8 protein-coding genes are annotated in these 18,549 nt (G+C 60.1%); 2 read left to right on the top strand and 6 right to left on the bottom strand.

The genetic code is table 11. The features are described from left to right. Positions 1-4,465, top strand: a 4,465-nt coding sequence (locus BHC62_RS22515) for a non-ribosomal peptide synthetase (protein ID WP_143007580.1), incomplete at its 5' end; no start/stop codon positions are given. A gap of 68 nt (positions 4,466-4,533) precedes the next feature. After that, positions 4,534-5,490 carry an alpha/beta hydrolase gene (locus BHC62_RS22510; protein ID WP_070996207.1) on the top strand — a complete coding sequence of 319 codons (957 nt, stop codon included), beginning with the start codon at positions 4,534-4,536 and terminating at the stop codon, positions 5,488-5,490. A 70-nt stretch (positions 5,491-5,560) separates the two neighbouring features. On the opposite strand, the gene BHC62_RS22505 is transcribed toward BHC62_RS22510, so the two are convergent. From BHC62_RS22505 to BHC62_RS22480, 6 genes are all read right to left on the bottom strand, one after another. Then, positions 5,561-8,101 carry a TonB-dependent siderophore receptor gene (locus BHC62_RS22505; protein ID WP_070996208.1) on the bottom strand — a complete coding sequence of 847 codons (2,541 nt, stop codon included), beginning with the start codon at positions 8,099-8,101 and terminating at the stop codon, positions 5,561-5,563. A 246-nt stretch (positions 8,102-8,347) separates the two neighbouring features. Beyond that, a complete protein-coding gene (locus tag BHC62_RS22500; RefSeq protein ID WP_070996206.1) occupies positions 8,348-10,876 on the bottom strand; it encodes a TonB-dependent siderophore receptor in 2,529 nt (842 codons plus the stop codon). Between the two features lie 107 nt (positions 10,877-10,983). Continuing rightward, positions 10,984-11,928: a FecR family protein gene (locus BHC62_RS22495; protein ID WP_029293150.1), complete on the bottom strand. Its 945-nt coding sequence runs from the start codon at positions 11,926-11,928 to the stop codon at positions 10,984-10,986. Beyond that, positions 11,925-12,431 carry an RNA polymerase sigma factor gene (locus tag BHC62_RS22490; RefSeq protein ID WP_224791175.1) on the bottom strand — a complete coding sequence of 169 codons (507 nt, stop codon included), beginning with the start codon at positions 12,429-12,431 and terminating at the stop codon, positions 11,925-11,927. Before BHC62_RS22490 ends, BHC62_RS22495 begins: the two co-directional genes overlap by 4 nt. 125 nt (positions 12,432-12,556) lie before the next feature. Further along, entirely contained in the window at positions 12,557-15,727 is a 3,171-nt protein-coding gene (locus tag BHC62_RS22485; RefSeq protein ID WP_029293154.1) for an amino acid adenylation domain-containing protein, read from the bottom strand. Further along, positions 15,724-18,549, bottom strand: a 2,826-nt coding sequence (locus BHC62_RS22480; protein WP_176770987.1) for a condensation domain-containing protein, incomplete at its 5' end; no start/stop codon positions are given. The genes BHC62_RS22480 and BHC62_RS22485, both read right to left, overlap by 4 nt.

Below are 18,549 nucleotides of genomic sequence, written 5' to 3'. Positions count from 1 at the left end.
GACTCGCACTGTCGGCTGGTTCACCAGCCTGTATCCGGTCAAGTTGACCGCCCACCAGGATTTGGGCGAAGCCATCAAACAGGTCAAGGAGCAACTGCGGGCGGTTCCTGAAAAAGGCATTGGGTTTGGCGTTCTACGCTACCTGGGGGATGCTCAGACTCGGGAGCGCCTGGACGCATTGGCCGTGCCGCGCATTACCTTCAACTACCTGGGCCAGTTCGACGGCAGTTTCGACAGTGTCGAAGGAGCGCTGTTTGCGCCTAGCGACGAGGAGCGCGGCGCCGAAAAAAACCGCGAAGCTCCTTTGGGTAACTGGCTGACCATCAACAGCCAGGTCTATGACAACCAGTTGTTTATGGGCTGGACCTTCAGCCATGAAGTCTTCCCTGTTGACGTCATCCAGAACCTCGCAGACAGCTGCCTGCAGGCACTCGAACAGTTGATCGCCTATTGCTGCGAACCCCACCACCAAGGTGCAACACCCTCCGACTTCCCATTGGCCGGGTTGAGCCAGGCACAACTGGACACACTGAGCCTCCCGGTCCGGCAGATCGAGGACATCTATCCACTATCACCGATGCAACAAGGAATGATGTTCCACACCCTGGAAGCGTCGGAGGCTGCGGCTTACATCAATCAGACTGCCGTGCCGGTCAGCGGCCTGGATATCGTGCGCTTTACCAACGCCTGGAAGGCGGTCGTCGAACGCCATGAAATCCTGCGTACCGGCTTCTGGACCGCCAGCCACCTGGTTGAACCGCTGCAACTGGTGTTCAAAAAAGCTGCCTTGCCCCTACACATTCTGGATTGGCAGAACCGTGAGGACTATGCGCAAGACCTGCAAGACCTGGTCGAAGCCGACAACCGCGCGGGCTTCGACCTGCTTACGGCACCGCTGATGCGCCTGACCCTGGTCAAACTGCCGGCCGAGCAGTTGTATCTGGTCTGGACCCACCACCACATTCTGCTAGACGGTTGGAGCAGCTCGCGCCTGCTCGCCGAAGTATTCGAGGTCTACAACGGTAAGGTCCCGGCCCCCAAACGTGGCAAGTACCGCGACTACATCGCTTGGCTGCAAGCCCAGTCACAGACATCTCTGGAAGCTTTCTGGAAATCCAAGTTGCAAGGGCTGGACGGGCCAACCGTTCTCGCCAAAAGCCTATCACCACAGCCTGATCCCAATAGCCAAGGGCACGAAGCGCTTTACCTCAACTGGGACGTGCAACAAACCCAGCGTCTACGAGTTCAGGCACAACAGCTGCGCGTGACGCCCAACACCTTTATCCAGGCCTCCTGGCTGCTGTTGCTACAACGCTACACGGGACAGGACAGTGTGTGTTTTGGCGGTACCGTCGCCGGACGCCCCCCCAGCCTTGAGGCATCTGATGAAATACTGGGGTTGTTTATCAACACCTTGCCGATCATTCAGACCCCACAACCACAGCAGACCGTGGCCGATTGGTTGCTTGAACTGCAAACCTACAATGTGGAAGTTCGTGATCACGAACATGCATCACTGGCCGATGTACAACGCTGGTCGGGACAAGGCGGCCAAGCGCTGTTTGACAGCATCATCGTGTTTGAAAACTACCCAGTGGATGAGCGCCTCCATGAGGCCCAGCAGGACCAACTGACGTTCGGTGAAACCAGGACCCAGGGCGTGACTAACTTCGCCATGGACCTGGCGGTCAACCTGAGTAATCGGCTGACCGTCGAGTTCATGTATCTTCGTAATCGCTTCACTGCGCAGGCGACTGCGCAACTACGCCGAAGCTTCGAAACCCTGTTGCTGGCCATGCTCGACAATCCGAGAGCCACTCTGGGCAGCCTGTCGACGCTCGACGCCGATGAGCAACACGCCTTGGAACAAGGCAATCAGCTAAGTGCCGAGGCCTGCGCCCTACCCTTGCTCGCGACACAAATTCGCAGCCATGCAGCCACCAATCCCGATGCAGTCGCGGTCATCTGTGAGCACCACCAGCTGACCTACGGTCAACTGGAGCAGCGTGCCAACCGCCTGGCCCATCACCTGATCGCTCAAGGGGTGGGGCCTGAGACCTTCGTTGGTATCGCCCTGGAACGCTCGGTGGACGTGGTCGTCGCCTTCTATGCGGTGATGAAGACCGGCGGTGCTTATGTTCCGCTGGACATCGACTACCCGCAAGACCGGGTGAAGTGGATCGTCGAAGACTCGGGCACGACGGTACTGCTGACCCAAAGCTCGTTGCGCGAGCGTTTCGACCAGCCGTGGACGCCCGCCTTGATCGAAATTGACACCGTGTTCCTGGTGGCCTTGCCCGACAACTGCCCGGCAACGCTAGTGGACGCGGACAACGTCGCTTACCTGATCTATACCTCAGGCTCCACCGGTAAACCCAAGGGGGTGGCGGTCAGTCATGGGCAGATTCGCATGCACTGTCAGGCCATTGGTCAACGCTATGAAATGGATAGCAGTACCCGCGAACTTCTGTTCATGTCGTTTGCCTTCGATGGAGCCCAGGAGCGCTGGTTGAGTACCCTGTCCCACGCGGGACAATTGGTAGTGCGCGAGAATCGCTTGTGGACACCCGAAGAAACCTGGCAAGCCTTGCACGCCCACCAGATCAGCATCGCCTGTTTTCCGCCGGCCTACCTGCAACAACTGGCAGAGTACGCCCGGGATTGCGGCAAGGCGCCACCAGCGGTGCGCATCTACTGCTTTGGCGGGGATGCGGTGGCCGACGCCAACTTTGAGCTGGTCAAGCAGGCACTCAAGCCTGAGTACCTGACCAATGGCTATGGCCCAACCGAAACAGTGGTAACACCGCTACTATGGAAAGTCGCCGCCAGTGGAACCTGCGGCGCGGTGTATGCACCGATTGGTACACGGGTTGGGGAGCGCACGCTGTATGTGCTCGACGAGCACCTCAATCCGTTGCCTGAAGGTGTGGCGGGTGAGTTGTACATCGGCGGTGAAGGCGTGGCCCGGGGTTACCATCAGCGTCCGGGGTTGACGAGCGAACGGTTTGTCGTTGATCCATTCGCTGCAGATGGCACGCGTTTGTATCGAACCGGCGATCTGGTCCGTCAGCGGCCTGACGGCATGATTGACTATCTGGGACGCCTGGACAACCAGGTAAAAATCCGTGGCTTTCGCATCGAGCTCGGCGAAATCGAGTCCAGGCTGCGACATATTCCTGGCGTGCAGGATGCTGTGGTTGTCGCCCGCGATGCGGGGGTTAGCAAACAGCTGATCGGCTACGTCGTGACGCCGGCCGATGAGGCACCTGCAGAGCGCCTGCGGGGTGTACTCCAGGCTGATTTGCCGGACTACATGGTGCCCGCGCAGATCATTCGCCTGGCCGCATTGCCACTCAATCCCAACGGTAAGGTCGACCGCAAGGCACTGCCCGATCCCGACTTCAAGGGTCGTGAGTTCGTAGCCCCGCGCAACGCCGTGGAGCAGGCCCTGGCGACTATTTGGCAACAGGTGTTGGAGCTGGAAAGCGTGGGGGTGACCGACAACTTCTTCGAGTTGGGCGGCGATTCGCTGCGCATCCTCAAAGTGCTGTCCAAAGTCCGCAACCAGCCTGATTTAGGGTTGGAATTGAAACTGCGGGACATGATCGGTAAACCCACCATTGCTGAACTGTCGGGCTTCGCCCCGGCAACCGATCTGGATCCGTTACTGCTGCTCAACAGTCGCGTACCTCACGCCCAGCCCTTGTTCTGCCTGCATGCCGGCTTTGGCACAGTGTTCGATTACAACCCTCTCGCCCGCCGCCTGGAAGGCCAGCGCAGCGTGTATGGCTTGCAATGCCGCATGCTGCTCGACCGTGACTGGCAGGACGAATCGCTCGCGTCGATGGCCATCGACTACGCCCAATACATCCGCCAGAAACAGGCCCTGGGGCCATATCAATTGGTCGGCTGGTCCCTGGGGGGCACTCTCGCGGTGTTGGTGGCCCAGGAGCTTGAAAAGCAGGGCCAGGAAGTGGAGTTCCTAGGGTTGATCGACAGCTTCATCCCTTCTGCTACCCCTACCGCCCCCGACTTGGATTGGGGCGATGATTTGCGCGGTTTTCTCGCGGTGATCTTCACCCAGCCCGCTGGGCAACTGCCGCTGTTGACGCTGCCAGCCGAGTGCCCTCAGACAACGCTTGAGCAACTGATCGCGCAGGTCCGCAAGCAAATCAAAGGCACCTCGGCGTTCGGCGATATCGGTGTCGAGGAGTTGGCCCAGACGTTTAGGGTTGCGATGAAGCTCAAGGCCCTATCCCTGAACCTCAAAGCGTTGCCCCAGACACGCGCATCGGCCTCTTGCTGGTGGGCCTGCGACGTCAATACGACCGACTTCGCCAACCCGGTGGCGGGCAGCGCACTGGACGAACGGATCGTCGCCGGGCATTACCAGATGCTCAACAACAACCAACTGCTGCACAGCCTGCTCAAGCAATTGTCGCAGCGTGAAGCAGTTACCGGTTAATTCTGCCAGCGCCCCGGGTCTGTCGCCCGGGGCGCTTTTGTTTGGCAACCCCTTATAAGGAACACGCAATGCCTCTGGACCCCGACCTCGAAGGTTTTCTGGAACTGGCCGAGATGGGCCGCCTGAGCGGCAAAAGTCAGCCGATGCACCAACTCACACCGCAAGCCGCGCGTGCCGAGTTCGACCTGACGTCACAGATTCTTGATCCCAGCCCGCCCGGCGCCATCAACGTGAGTGCGTTACAGATACCGACGCGCGATGGCCAACAACTGACGGCCCGCCTCTACCGCAAGGCCGGTACAGAGCAAAGCACGCTACCGGTGATCCTGTATTTTCATGGCGGTGGCTATGTGGTTGGCAGTCTCGATTCCCATGACTCGATCTGCCGACGCCTGGCCGCCAACGGCCGTCATGCGGTCCTGGCCCCGGCGTATCGCCTAGCCCCGGAATATCCGTTCCCCACGGCGGTGCATGATGCAGTAGACAGCGCCAACTGGCTTGCCGGCCATGGCGCAGAATTGCAGTTGGACTCGCGCCAGGTGACCGTCGCCGGCGACAGTGCTGGCGCAACTCTGGCAACAGTACTGGCCATTAGCGCCGTACAGTCGCCCGAGGAGATGGTGCTTAAACCACAGGCCCAGTTATTGTTCTATCCGGTCACCGACACCCAACGTACCCGCCCCTCCCACCAACGGTATGCCGAGGGTTATCTACTGGAGAGCGAGACGCTGCAATGGTTTTACCGGCACTACACACCGGACACCGTGCAACGCGGCGACTGGCGTACCTCGCCATTGCTCGCTCAAGGGTTGAGCGCCTTGGCGCCGGCCTATATCAGCCTGGCCGAGTACGATCCGCTGTATGACGAAGGCTTGGAGTACGCCGAGCTCTTGCAGAAAACAGGTACCCCAGTGACCTTGCTTACGCACATTGGTCTGACCCACGATTTCCTGCGCATGTCCGGAATTACTGGGGATATTGCGGGTATTTACAGCGCGGTAGACCGCTGGTTGGCGCAGCAATAGTCCCGGTTGAGCAGGTACAAAAAAACCACCTCGACTGAGGTGGTTTTTTTATGCGGCTACCGAGATAAACCTAAAACGTACCGCGTACAGTCAGCATATAGTTACGAGGTTCGCCGTAATAATTACCGTACTCGGAAGTTGTCAGAGTCTCGAAGTACTTACGGTCAAACAGATTGTTTGCATTGAGGGCAACCGTCCAGTTTTCGTCGACCTTGTATTCGACCATAGCGTCCCATACGGCGTAACCGCCTTGGGCGAAGTCATACGGTGTCTTATCGTAGCTGTCGTAGTAACCATCTTCTTTTTTGACCCGGTAAGCTATACCGCTGGCATAACTGGCGCTCTGCACATTGACCCCACCGCCGATTTTCCAATCCGAGAGGCGGTCAGGCAGCGTGTACATAGTCCACAACTTTGCCAGATGCTTGGGCGTCACCGTGGTAAGGAAGGTATCTTTGGTGCCGTTATCTATAAGGTTCAAAGTATAGCCACCCAACACCATCCAACCTGGCGTTATCTCGCCGCTGGCCTCAAGTTCAATCCCCTTACTTGTGATCTCGCCCTGGGCCAGATAGCAGCAACTACCGCCATATAGAGCCGACTGCCGCGGGTACCGAGGATCCTCAATCGCTTCTTTCTCCCGCTTGGTGTAGAACACCGCGGCCGAAAGGTTCAAAGCCCCACCGTAGAGTTCACCCTTTATGCCGGTCTCGTAGGTTTTGCCAACCATGGGCTCCAGCGCTACGCCGGAAGTCACTGGGCCTTGTAGTTTCTGGGCTTGGGGTTTGAATATTTCTGAGTAACTAGCGTATGCCGACCATTCATCGTTGAGGGCGTAGACCAGACCACCAAAAGGCACCAACTTGGTTGGCTCGCGATGATTGGTTCGGGATTCAACAGCCCATGCACCATCGTCATTTACGGCTGTGTACGTCTGTTCAAACTTGTAACGCTGCGCCCTGGCCCCGACGATTAGCTTCAGCGGATCGGTTAACTGCAGGCGCAATGTCGAATACAGTCCATATTGCTTGCGGGTATTTGGGCTGTAGTCACGCGTAAAATCATTTGAATTGCCTATGCTGGAAGGGGGTAAAGGAGTGAGTTCCGGGTTGTAAACATCAATCGGATAGAACCCAGCCATGCCCCACGTTCCCTGCCAACGACTGGTTACCTTCTGCGCATCGGCCCCAATCAGCAGCTCGTGCTCGCGATTGAATGCCGTAAATTTCCCGGACACGTTAGCGTCGAACAGAGACTGCTCACTCCGGGTTTTAACGTAACTCCCTCCCCAGGTTGCACCTTCAAGAGTAATTGGGTCGGGAGAGCCCGTGAGAAACGCACCTTTGGTGGTGGACTTATTGAAGCTATTGGTGAAGGAAACATTGAGTTTCCAGTCTTCCGTCAAGTCCTGATCATACTTGGCGAACAACTCATGAGTACTGACGTCTGCATAAGCCCAGTTGGGCGTATACCAGCTACTGCGTTTTAATTTTAGATCCTGTCCAGTACTGAACCGAGGAAGACCGTCACCCGTGCCATTTTCATGGGTTTTCTCATAACGCCCACCGACTGTGACTCGAGCCGTGTCCGTCACATCGGCCTCCAGCACACCATAGATAAAAGGCTTCTCGGTGCTACGGTTGTCCATGAAGTACTGTCGGTCGGAATTGGCGACCACTACCCGTCCTCGCAGCTTGCCGTCAAAGGCCATCGGCCCTGTCACATCGACTTCAGTACGGTAGTTATCCCAGGATCCTGCCGAGGTGTTGAACTTGAGCTGGAAGTAATCCAGTGGACGCTTACGCACTACGTTGATGATGCCGCCCGGATCACCCGTGCCGCCAAACAGCCCGGATGAGCCCTTCAAGACTTCGATATGGTCGAACTCGGCCATGTCATAGGTTTGGTTGCCATAAAACGTACCGATTCCAGAGCCAATATCCATCGGTGAAGCACCGTCAATCTGGATATTGTCGATACGAAATCCACGGGAGATGAACTGCGGCATCCGATAGTTAGCATTTTTAACGGTGATGCCTGGCGCGCGCCGCATGGCATCGGACAGATCAACAATGCGCCGGTCTTGCAGGACCTGTTGGGTGATGACAGACACCGACTGCGGTGTGTCCCTCAGGCTGGTAGGCGTTTTTGAACCGGCGCTGACAAGGCCGGTGGTGTAGGAGCCGGAGTTTTCCGTCATTTCCCCCATCCCCTGGCCCTGGATGGTGGTGGTACCCAACTCCAGCGTTGTGCTTGCGCCACTTTCAGGGCTGAGGATGACCGTATTGTTTTCGATCCGGAAACTCAGGCCTGCTCCTTTGAGCAGCGCTTCAAGAGCAACTGCGGGCTCCAGGCTGCCATTGACAGCGGTGGACTTCTTGCCAGCAACCATATCCGGCCCGAAAAGCACTTGCAGGCCGGTCTGCTTGCCCAGCTCGGTCAGGGCCTTGTCCAGGGACTGGGCTGGCACGTTCACCTGCATGGGCTGGGCGAAAGCCCCGCCGCAGACACTGAGGGCCAACCCCAGGACCGCCACCGACACGCAACTGCGGCAGGACGCCAGGGGGGTGTTAAAGAGTTTTTGCCTGAACCTTTTTCTCTCGCGTTTCATTGTTTGGTTTAGCCCCAGATATGTCATTAATGTCGAAGGCCTTCCACTCTTGAGGCGGAATGACCTGAATTTAGCTAAACCGTCCGGACCCCACTCCCTGTTGCAGAGGGACGGTTTTGACTTGAATCGGTATCGAGCCATTAATGAACGTTCGGGATAAAAATAATTTAGAAGGATTCCCAATCACTTTGTAACAGAAACAAAAAAGGACATCTCACGATGTCCCTGTTTCATTTCAAACCTTGTTTACCAGAAGGTCCCCCGCAAGGTCAGCATGTGGTTACGAGGGTCGCCGTACCAGTTACCAGAGTAGGAAGACCCAACAGCCGTGTAATAGGTTTTGTCGAATACGTTGTTGAGGTTGTAGACCAGCGTCCAGTTCTCGTCCAGGCGATACTCAGCCATGGCGTTCCAGACGGCGTAGCCCGATTGTTTGTAATCAAAGGGAATGGACAGATTTTCACCGTCGGCATCCTTGACCGGGTTCCCCATTTTATCCAAGACACCAGCAGAGCCACTGACGTAAGTGGCGCTTTGCAGATTGACCCCACCTCCCAGCTTCACATCATTGAAAGCACCTGGCAGGCGATAAGTGGACCAGAACTTGACCATGTGCTTGGGGGTGATAGTGCTGAACGCAGCATTGTCCTTGCGGTTCTGGTTGTTGTTATAGGTGTAGCCAGCGATCAGCATCCAGTCAGGCATTACTTCACCCGACACCTCCATGTCGACGCCCTTACTGATGACTTTGCCCTCTGCCAGATAACAGCAGTTGCCACCGAACTGCACTTCGGTCGATGGATAACGGGAGTCGCCTACCGCTTCGTTTTCCCGCTCGGTGTAGTAAATCGAGAAATTGGTATTCACCGCCCCACCAAACAGTTCGCCCTTCAACCCGGTCTCATAGGCACGGCCTTTCATTGCCTCAAGTGGGGTGCCAGGTGGCGGGCCCTGTAATTTCAGCTGCTGAGGCCTGTACTGCTCGGAATAACTTGCGTAGGTCGACCACTCATCATTCAGGTCATAGACCAGGCCGCCATAGGGTGTGAGCTTGGTAGGCTCACGCGACGACACATCGGACTCCGTCTTGAACCCACCCCCATCCCAATCCGCCATGTACGTCTGGCTGTACTTAACACGTTGGACACGGGCACCGACAATCAGGTGCAGAGGTTCGGCAAGTTGCAAACGCAAGGTGGAATACAACCCATACTGAACTTGGTCATTGGGACTGTAATCACGGAAAAAATCCTTGCGGGTTGGTGGCTGAGGCCAAGGTGTGGAGCCTGGATCAAATACGTCGAGGTCACCACCGGCCCCTTCGCTTTGGCTGGTGCCGCGCCACCGACTGGTGATCTTCTGATGATCCATGCCGAGCAAAAACTCATGTCGTAAACCGAACGCATCAAACTTCCCGGCAAGGTTGATATCTGCCGATCCCTGTTCGCTGCGATAGGCGGTTGTGTTACCACCCCAGTTAGTACCTTTGAGTGTGATCGGATTGAGGCCATTGCTGGCAAAAGCACTTTTCGAAAGCCCGGATTCCAGGGTTCTCGTGTAGGTCGCGTTTACTTTCCAGTCATCGTTGAACTCATGGTCGATCTTGGCAAACAGCTCCTGGGACCGACCATCCTGATAGGCCCAGCCCTGTGTAAGACTAGTGCGCCTGGATAAACCCAGGTCATCGCCAGTAATGTACCGCGGCAAGCCAATGCCGGAGCCATTAACATGGATTCGTTCGGAGCGACCGCCAAAGGTCACGCGGGTTTCTGGCTGGATGTTCGCCTCCAATACCCCATACACCGTTGGCTTCTCGTCGCTTATATAATCCTGGAAAGATCCATTGTTGCTGTAGGCCGCCACCAACCTGCCGCGCAACTTACCGTCAAAGCCCATAGGGCCTGTTACATCGAACTGCGTACGATAGTTGTCCCAGGAGCCTGCCGAAGTGTCGATCTTCAACTGGTAGGCATCCAACGGACGCTTGCGTACCAGATTGATCATGCCCCCCGGATCCCCCGTGCCGCCGAACAACCCTGAGGCCCCGCGCAGAACCTCTACGTGGTCGAACTCCACCAGGTCGTAATTTTTATTGGAATAAAAGCTCCCCGCCGAGTTACCCAGGGCCATGGGGGCGGCGCCGTCGATCTGGATGTTCTGGATCATGAAGCCACGAGAGTAAAAATCGGTGGTGCGAACACTGGTTTTTTTCAGGGTAATCCCAGGCGTCAGCTTCAACGCGTCAGTCAGGTCCACCGCCCTGCTGTCCTGAATCGCTTGCGCAGTCACCACTGACACCGACTGCGGCGTCTGTCGCAAGCTGGTCGGAGTCTTCGAGCCGATACTGGTGAGGCCAGTGGTATACGATCCCGAATTCTCCGTCATCTCCCCCATCCCCTGCCCCTGAATGGTCGTAGCCCCCAACTCCACCGCCCCTCCCTGCGCCGGTGTTTTTTCAATCAGGATCACGTCATCACTGACCCGGGCGCTCAAGCCGCTGCGCAGTAGCAACCGATCAAGCCCCTGTTGCACCGGATAATTACCCTTGAGCCCGTCCGACTGCTGACCAGCGACCAACTCGCTGACGACCATCAATCGCAACCCGGACTGCTCGGCAAAGCGTGTCAGTACCTGGTCCAGTTGGCCGGCTTCGATGTCGTAGGTCCGGGTGTCGGTCTTCTGCTGCTGCGCCGCCTGTGCCGGCAGGCTCATTGCCACGGCACTGGCCGTGGCAAGTGCCAGGCTCAAGGCGGTGTGCCTGATCAGATGCTGCATAACGCTCCCCCTGCTGAAATCAGCCAAATAAAAATCAATCTCAACAGGAAAGACGTCAGCCTTCTGAAACCCGACAGCGGCAGCCAGCGTATTTTTTAAGCCCGGGGTTACTGGCGCGGTGAGTCGTCGCGTTCGATCACGGTCAGCCATGGCAGCAGGCGCACGCGCAGTGGCAGCGTGCGTTGCAGCAGTTTCAGTTGGGCGTCGGTGTCGTCGGTGGCGATGATGCCGGTCACGGGCAGGTCGCGCAGGCTGTTGTCGCGAACCCAGATTACGCCACGGTGGTAGCGGCCGAGTTGTTCCAGCACCTCGCCCAGGGGTTGGCGGTTGAAGACCAGTTTGTCGCGGCGCCAAGCGGTAGCGGTGGCGACGTCAACCGGTTGGCTGCGCGAGAGGCCGTCCGGGCCGTATTGCACGGCCTGCCCGGCTTCCACATCGGTGGTCTGCGGGTCGCCGTCCAATGTCACGCGCACGGTGTGTTCGGTGACGACCATGCGCACTTGCTCGCCCTCGCGCCGCACGTCGAAGCCGGTGCCCAGCGCGCGCAGGCTGCCACGGCCGGCGCGTACTTCGAATGGGCGCTGGGTGTCGGGGGCGACCTGGACGAACAGCTCGCCGCTATATAAATGCAACACCCGGCGACCCGCTTGCATGTCGATATCCACGCGGGTGCGCGGCGCCAGCTCCAGGTGCGAGCCATCGGCCAATGTCACGCGGCGGTGCTCGCCCAGGCCTGTCACTTGGTCCGCCATCCAGCCTTGGTGTTCTGCCTGCCAGGACAAACCGCCGGCCAGGCCCAATGCGACGACCAGCCCCAGTTGCAGCAAGCGGCGTGATGAGCCGGGTGGACGCTCCAGTGCGCTGCCCAGGCTCTCCCACAAGCGTTCCGCCGCGTGGGCGGCACGCTGGTGTTCGGGCGAGGTTTCGCACCACTGCAGGTAGGCGTCCCAGGTAGGTGCCTCGGCGGTGCCCGAATGCAGGTCGACCAACCATTGCAATGCTTGCTCGGTGAGCAGCGGCGAAGGTTTGTCCGGGGCAGGCTCGCGCGTCACTCGGTCATCCCAAGACGCCGGGCGCAATGCAGCACCGCGCTCATGATGTATTTGCTGACCATGCTGGGAGACACCCCGAGTTGCTTGGCAATCGCCGCATGGCCCAAGCCGTCGAGGCGGTTGAGCAGCAAAGCCTGGCGACTGTTATCGGACAATTCTCCCAACGCCTGTTGCAACAGCTGCAACTGCTGGCGCATCTCCACCAGTGCGGCAGGGCCCGGGCATGGGTCGAGCAGCTCGTGCTGCACATCTTCCAGCGAATCCATAGGCCCACGCCGCGTACGGCTGCGGCCCAGGTCGATGATCAGGTTGCGCATGACGCGAATCAGGAAGAACCGCGGATTGGTGATGGTATGGGTGCGCTGCTGCCGGTCGAGGCCGACATAACGTACGAACGCGTCCTGCATCAGGTCTGCCGCCATTTCCCGGTCACCCAGGCGCCGGTAGGCAATCTGCTGCAGTTCGCGATGATAGAGGCGAAACAACCGATCCAGATGATCCAACGCACACTCCATGAGCATCCGTGTGCAGGGCACACATAGGGGGCGCTAGACTACAATTTATGAGAATCGTTCGCAACAGCATAAAATTAGCGGGCGCTGATTGACCGCCAGCGCCCGCCACTGCCTTAGCTCTGCACCGCCGCCTGTTGGCGCGCCCTTTCCAGCAATGCGGCCTTCTCTTCTGGGCTCAATGCATCCAGGCGCAAACGTGCCTGGGCCAGTTTCTCCAGTTGGCCGGGACTGTCTTCCTGGGCACGCAGGGCCTGGGCCAGTGCCCCGGGGCTTGGGTGGTCGAACACGATGCCAGGGTGGACTTCGCAGTGCAGCAGTTTGCGAATCCCCGCCACCAACTTGATCACCAGCAGCGAATGGCCGCCAGCGGCAAAGAAGTCGCGGTCGCGGCTCAGGCGTTCGCGGCCCAGCAACTGGGCCATGCGGCTGGCCAGCAGGGCCTCGAGGGCGTCCAGGGGTTCGACGAAGCTGTCGTCCTCTTCGATCAGTTCCAGGCGCTGCAAGGCCTGGCGGTCGACTTTGCCATTGCCCAGGCGGGGCATGTGCTGCACCACTTGGTACTGACGCGGCACCATCACCGCCGGCAAGTGCTCGGTCATGTGTTGCTTGAGGGTTGGCAGCCACTCGGCAGGCGCGTCCTGGCTTGGCAGTACAAAGGCTACCGGCTCATCCTGCGCCAGCAACACCACGGCTTCGCTCACTCCAGGGGCGCGCAGCAGGTGTTGTTCGATCTCTGCCAGTTCGATACGGAACCCACGCACTTTCACCTGATGGTCGCGCCGGCCATACAGCACGATACCGCCCTGGGGCAGGTAGCGGGCCAGGTCGCCGCTGCGGTAGAGGCGCTCGCCAGGGGCAAACGGGCTGTTGATAAACGCTGCGTCGGTCTGCGCCGGGTCGTTGAGATAGCCACGGCACAATTGCTGCCCGCCGATATACAGCTCACCCAGTTCACCGCTGGCCAGCAGTTGCTGGTCCTCGCTGAGGATATACAACTGGTTGTTGGGCAGGACCCGAGTCAGGGGAACGCCCAGTTGCTGCAAGTCCTGCGGGCGGATCGCATGCACAGCGACGCCGACCGTGGTTTCGCTGGGGCCATAGTGGTTGAACAGGCGGCAATCGGGGCGCAGGTTGAAGATGCGCTCCACCAACCCCTGGCCGATTGCTTCGCCGCCCAGGATCAGGGTGGCAGGCACTTGCGGCTGCGGCGCCTCGAGCAAGGCGGCGAGATGGGACGGGACGATCTTCAGGCAGTCGATGCCCTGGGTCTGGATGAATGCTGCAAAGGCCTGCGGGTCCTGCATCGTGGCTTCATCAGCGATATGCAAGGTGGCACCGTTGTACAGCGCGCCAAACAGGCTGGTATTGCCCAAGTCTGCGGCGACCGTGGAGCCCTGGGCGAAGTGCCGGCAGGCAGCCAGGTCCAGTTCACTGCTGACACCCGCGACATAGTTGAGCAATTGCCGATGCTCCACCACCACGCCCTTGGGCACACCGGTGGTGCCGGAAGTAAACAGCACGTAAGCCGCGTCGTGGCCTTGCAGGTTGGCGCTGGGCCCTTCCGGCAATGGCTGCTGCGGCGGTTGATCGAGGTCCAGCACTGCGCAGCCCAAACCAGCCAGCGCCGTGCCCTGGGTGACGAGCAGTTGCGCGCCAGCCTGTTCCACCAGTTGGGCCTGGCGCGCCGCCGGCCAGCTCGGGTCCAGGGGCAGGTAGGCGGCACCTGTGCGCCAGGCGGCGAGAATGGTCTGCACCTGCGCGACACCGCGCGGCAAGGCCAGGGCGACGATGCTCCCCGCGGTCACGCCATGCTCGCACAGGCGACTGGCCAGTTGACGCACCCCGCCCTCCAGCTCGGCATAGGTCAATGCTTGATCGCCCGCGACCAGCGCCACTGCATCCGGGGTGATTTCGGCCCAGTTGCGAATATGCTCGGGCAACAGCACCCGCTCTTCCAGCACTTGTGGCGCTGGGTTTAAGGCCAATAGGCGTTGGCGTTCCGCCTCACCCAAGAGACTCAGGGTGGCGATGGCTGCGTCCGGCTGCGCCAGCAAACTGGCCAGCAGCACTTGATACTGTGCCAGCAGCGTCTGCATCGCGGCCTGGCTGTACACGGCCGCGGCATAGTCCAACGACAGGCCGCAGACGGCACCGCCCTCCTCCACACTGACGGTCAACGCCAGTTCGAACAGCGGCCGACTATCAGCACGGTAGGCGCAGCGCCAGGCGCTGGTGCCCTGCGTGCGCGCGACCGGTTGCTGGCGCACGCCAAAGCCGTGGGTCAGCGGCAGGCCCGCGTCGAGCGGCGCATATTCCTGCCAGGTGCCATGACTGTCCAGCACGCCCGCCAGCTGCGCCAAAACGCTGCTGAACGAGGCCGTCGGCGCCAGGTTGAGGTTCAGCGCCAGGGTTCTTTCCAGCAGGCCCACGGTCGGCGCGAAGAACTCATAGTCCTGGCGCGCGTCATGCCGCAGGCCAGCGACAAACCCTTCGCGGCCGCTGATCCGCGCCAGCAGCACCCACCACGCGGCTTGCAAGAGCGTGGTCACTTGGGTGTCGTGCTGGGTGGCGAGCGAGCCCAGGCGCGCCAACACACTCGGGTCGAGGTCGCTGCTCAAGGACTGCCCTGCAGCGTTGCCCTGCACGGTATTGGCGTAGCGGCCCGGCAAGTCCGGTGCCAGCGCGCCCGCTCCCGGCAGGTAGGCTTGCCAATAGGCTTTGGCAGTGTGCGCGTCTTCGTCCAGCACCACTTCTGCGTGCCATTCCAGGTACTGGGCAAACTGCCCCAGTTCCTCGTCCACACTGCAACTGCCCTGCTCATAGGCTGTGCACAGGTCTTGATAGAGGATCCCCAGGCTCGCCTGATCGCCGACAAAACCCGCCAGGCCCAGGGTCAGTTGCCACTGCTGGATGTCGATGCGCTGCAACAGGCCCTCGAAAAACAGCCCCGACGCCAGGCTCACCGGGCGCTGGCACCACAGCGCCAAGACCTGCGCGGTGTTGCTGGCCTCATCCACCGTCAATGCGTCATTCGCCGCACCGGCATCAAAGAACTGCCGCAGGCCACGGTAACCGGGGGCGTTCGCCAAACGCGCGGCCAGCGCGGTGTGACGCTGACGCAAACCGTTGATAGCCGCCCGCAGGCGTGGCACGTCGAGTGCGCCGCTGATCTGGATCGTCAGCAGGTGCGCGATATCGCCCCAGCTCGCGCCGTCCTGGGCGTCCAGTACCCGCTGTTGCTGTTCCGCGAGCAGCGCCAGGCCTGCATCGTTAAGCGTACTCATGCGTCAGTCCCTTCAGTTTGCATACGTGTGGAGGGCGCTACCGTTTCCAGGTCGCGCCGTTCGATCATTTCGCCCATGGCCACGACGATTTTGCGCGGGCCTTCAAAGGGGTCGCGGGCGTGGGCGGCGAGCATGTTGTCCAGCAGGATCACATCGCCCTTGCGCCAGTCAAAGCGCACCGCGCAGGCCTCGTAGAGTTCACCCAGTCGCTGCATCACCTCGTCTTCGATCGGGCTGCCGTCGCCGTAATACACGTGGCGCGGCATGCGCTCGGCACCAAACAGGCCCAGCAGGTCGTCGCGCACGTCGGGGTCCAGGCAGTAGATATGGTGCAGTTGCACCTGGTTGAAGAAGGTTTTTTCGCCGGTGCTCGGGTGAGTGATAATCGCCGGGCACGGGGTGCGGATTTGCAGCTCGTCGTTGTCCAGCCAGGTCCACTGGATGCCGGCCAGGGCGCAGCGCTGCTCGACCTGGGCGCGATCTTCAGTCTTGAAGAAGTGCTGCCAGGACACGTCGAGCTTGTCGGCGAAGGTGCGCACATACAGCAGGCCCTTGCTTTCGAAGGTATCGCGCAACGCCTGCGGTAGGCGCTGGTACATCAGCCGGCAATCGACCACCGGCGTGGCCCCGCCCACGGGCGAGGGTTGTTCACAGAAAAACAGTTGCTTGCGCGGCCAACGATCCTGGTGCGAGCTTTCGTTGTGGAACAGGATCATTTTCTTTTCCGGATACGGCGTGGAGCGGTAGGTATTCTTGCCGCCCTCTTTCTTCGGCAAGTCGCCGTACTGGCCGTACAGGCCCGGCTGGACCGCTTCGGCAAAGGCCTCGAAATCGTGGATATCGCGCATGGCAAAGCCACGGAACAGGATCCCCGCGTGCCGCGCGAGTTTCTCTTCGACCAGGGCGCGATTGGCCTGGACCCAGGTCACCAGGTCGAGCCCCGGGTCGTTGGGCTCCATCAGCAACGGGAACACCTGGTCGGCGTTCAACAGTGATTCGCGCATGACCGGCAGCGGCGCCCTGGCCACCGGGCTCGACGGTTTCTTGAGGAACTTGCCCAGCTTGTCGGCCTTCGGGCTGGCAGGAGTGGCAGGAGCAACAGCGGTATTCGACGGCATGATGATGTCCCCTAATCGGATGTCTGGATCCATGACAATCTGTTGAAGAATTCCCATCCAGGCGCTCACTAGTTCGGTGATGCGCTCTTGTTTGAATAAGTCATTGGCGTACTGCCAGGTGCCTTGCCACTGCCCAGCCTCTTCGTCGATAAACAGCGCCATATCGAACTTGGAATAGCCGCCCAGGCTGGGCACCATTTCCACGGCAATGTCCGCCAGGCCCGCGCTGTGCACCGGCAGGTTGTTCATCACAAACAGCACTTGCACCAAGGGGTTGAAGCCCTTGTGACGCGGCACGTTGCTGGCTTCGGCGATCATGTCCAGGGGCAGGTCCTGGTGCTCGAAGGCCGTAAGCGTGGTTTCCCGGGCAGCAGCGAGGAAATCGCTGAACCGCGCCTTGGCGTCGAAGCGCGAACGCAGGGGCAGGATGTTGACGAAGAAACCAATAAGGCCTTCCAGCTCGGCATGCTGACGCCCCGCCACATCGGCGCCCACCAGCAGGTCGTCGCTGGCGGCGAGGCGGTGCAGCAACACCTGGAATGCGGCCAACAACGTGGTGTAAGGCGTGACACCCTGGCGTGCGGACAGGCTTTTCAGTGCCTCGCCCAACGCCGGCGGTACGCTGAATGACTCGCTGGAGCCCTCGAAGGACGGCATCGGCGGCCGCGCAAAGTCTGTCGGTAGCAGCAGTTGCCCAGGGTGACCGGCCAGGGCGTCCTTCCAGTAGCCGGCCTGTTGCTGCAACACCCCGGCCTGTTCCAACGCCAACTGCCATTGGGCATAGTCGCTGTATTGCACCGGCAGCCGCGGCAGATCGATGCCACGCCCCTGCTTGAGCGCGGCGTAGTGCTGCACCAGCTCACCGACCAGCACCGCCATCGACCAGCCATCGGAGATGATGTGGTGCATCGAATACAGCAGCACATGTTCATGGGCGCCCAGGCGCAGGATCTGCCCACGGAACAACGGCGCCTGTTCCAGGTTGATCGGGCGCCGAGTGTTGTCGAGGGTGGCCTGGGCGACCTGGGCTTCCTGTTCGATACGGTCCATGTGCGACAGGTCGACCAGAGCGAAGTCCACCGTCACGTCAGGTGCGATCACCGCCAGGGGATCGCCGTCATCGTCGGCGACATAAGCGGTGCGCAGCACCTCATGGCGTTGCACCACACACTTGAGGCTTTCCATCAGCAACGGCACCGAGACTTCGCCCCGCAATCGCAACGCCAACGGCATGCCATACGCGCCGTTGCCGGCCGAAAACTGCTCGGCCACCCACAAGCGGCGCTGGGCCAGGGACAAGGGCGCAGTGCTGCGCGGGCCATGGGCGTGCAAGGCGATCTGCGCCGGGGGCGCGGCCGAGCGGCTTGCCAGCAATGCGGCAAAGTCTTCCAGCACCGGGGCATTGAACAGGTCACGCAAACCCGGGCTACTGGTCAGGATGGGCTTGAGCCGCGCGATCACCTGGGTGGCCAGCAGTGAGTGCCCGCCCAACTCGAAGAAGTTGTCGCTCACCCCCACCTGTGCCAGGCCCAGCACCTGTTGCCAGACCTCGGCGATCTGCTGCTCCAGGGTGTTGCGCGGCGCGATGTAGTGCTGCTGCAAGGCACTGGCATCCGGCGCCGGCAACACCTTGCGGTCGAGCTTGCCGTTGGGGGTCAGCGGCAGGCTATCAAGGAACACCCAATGGCTGGGCACCATGTATTC

Origin of the sequence: Pseudomonas sp. 06C 126 (assembly GCF_001855215.1) — a bacterium.
Taxonomy (GTDB): domain Bacteria; phylum Pseudomonadota; class Gammaproteobacteria; order Pseudomonadales; family Pseudomonadaceae; genus Aquipseudomonas; species Aquipseudomonas proteolytica.
This window is presented reverse-complemented; position numbering and strand designations above follow the sequence as displayed.

Coding starts and splice junctions, on each gene's coding strand:
- BHC62_RS22510 (WP_070996207.1), top strand. CDS start 4,534: ATGCCTCTGGACCCCGACCTCGAAGGTTTTCTGGAACTGGCCGAGATG.
- BHC62_RS22505 (WP_070996208.1), bottom strand. CDS start 8,101: ATGAAACGCGAGAGAAAAAGGTTCAGGCAAAAACTCTTTAACACCCCC.
- BHC62_RS22500 (WP_070996206.1), bottom strand. CDS start 10,876: ATGCAGCATCTGATCAGGCACACCGCCTTGAGCCTGGCACTTGCCACG.
- BHC62_RS22485 (WP_029293154.1), bottom strand. CDS start 15,727: ATGAGTACGCTTAACGATGCAGGCCTGGCGCTGCTCGCGGAACAGCAA.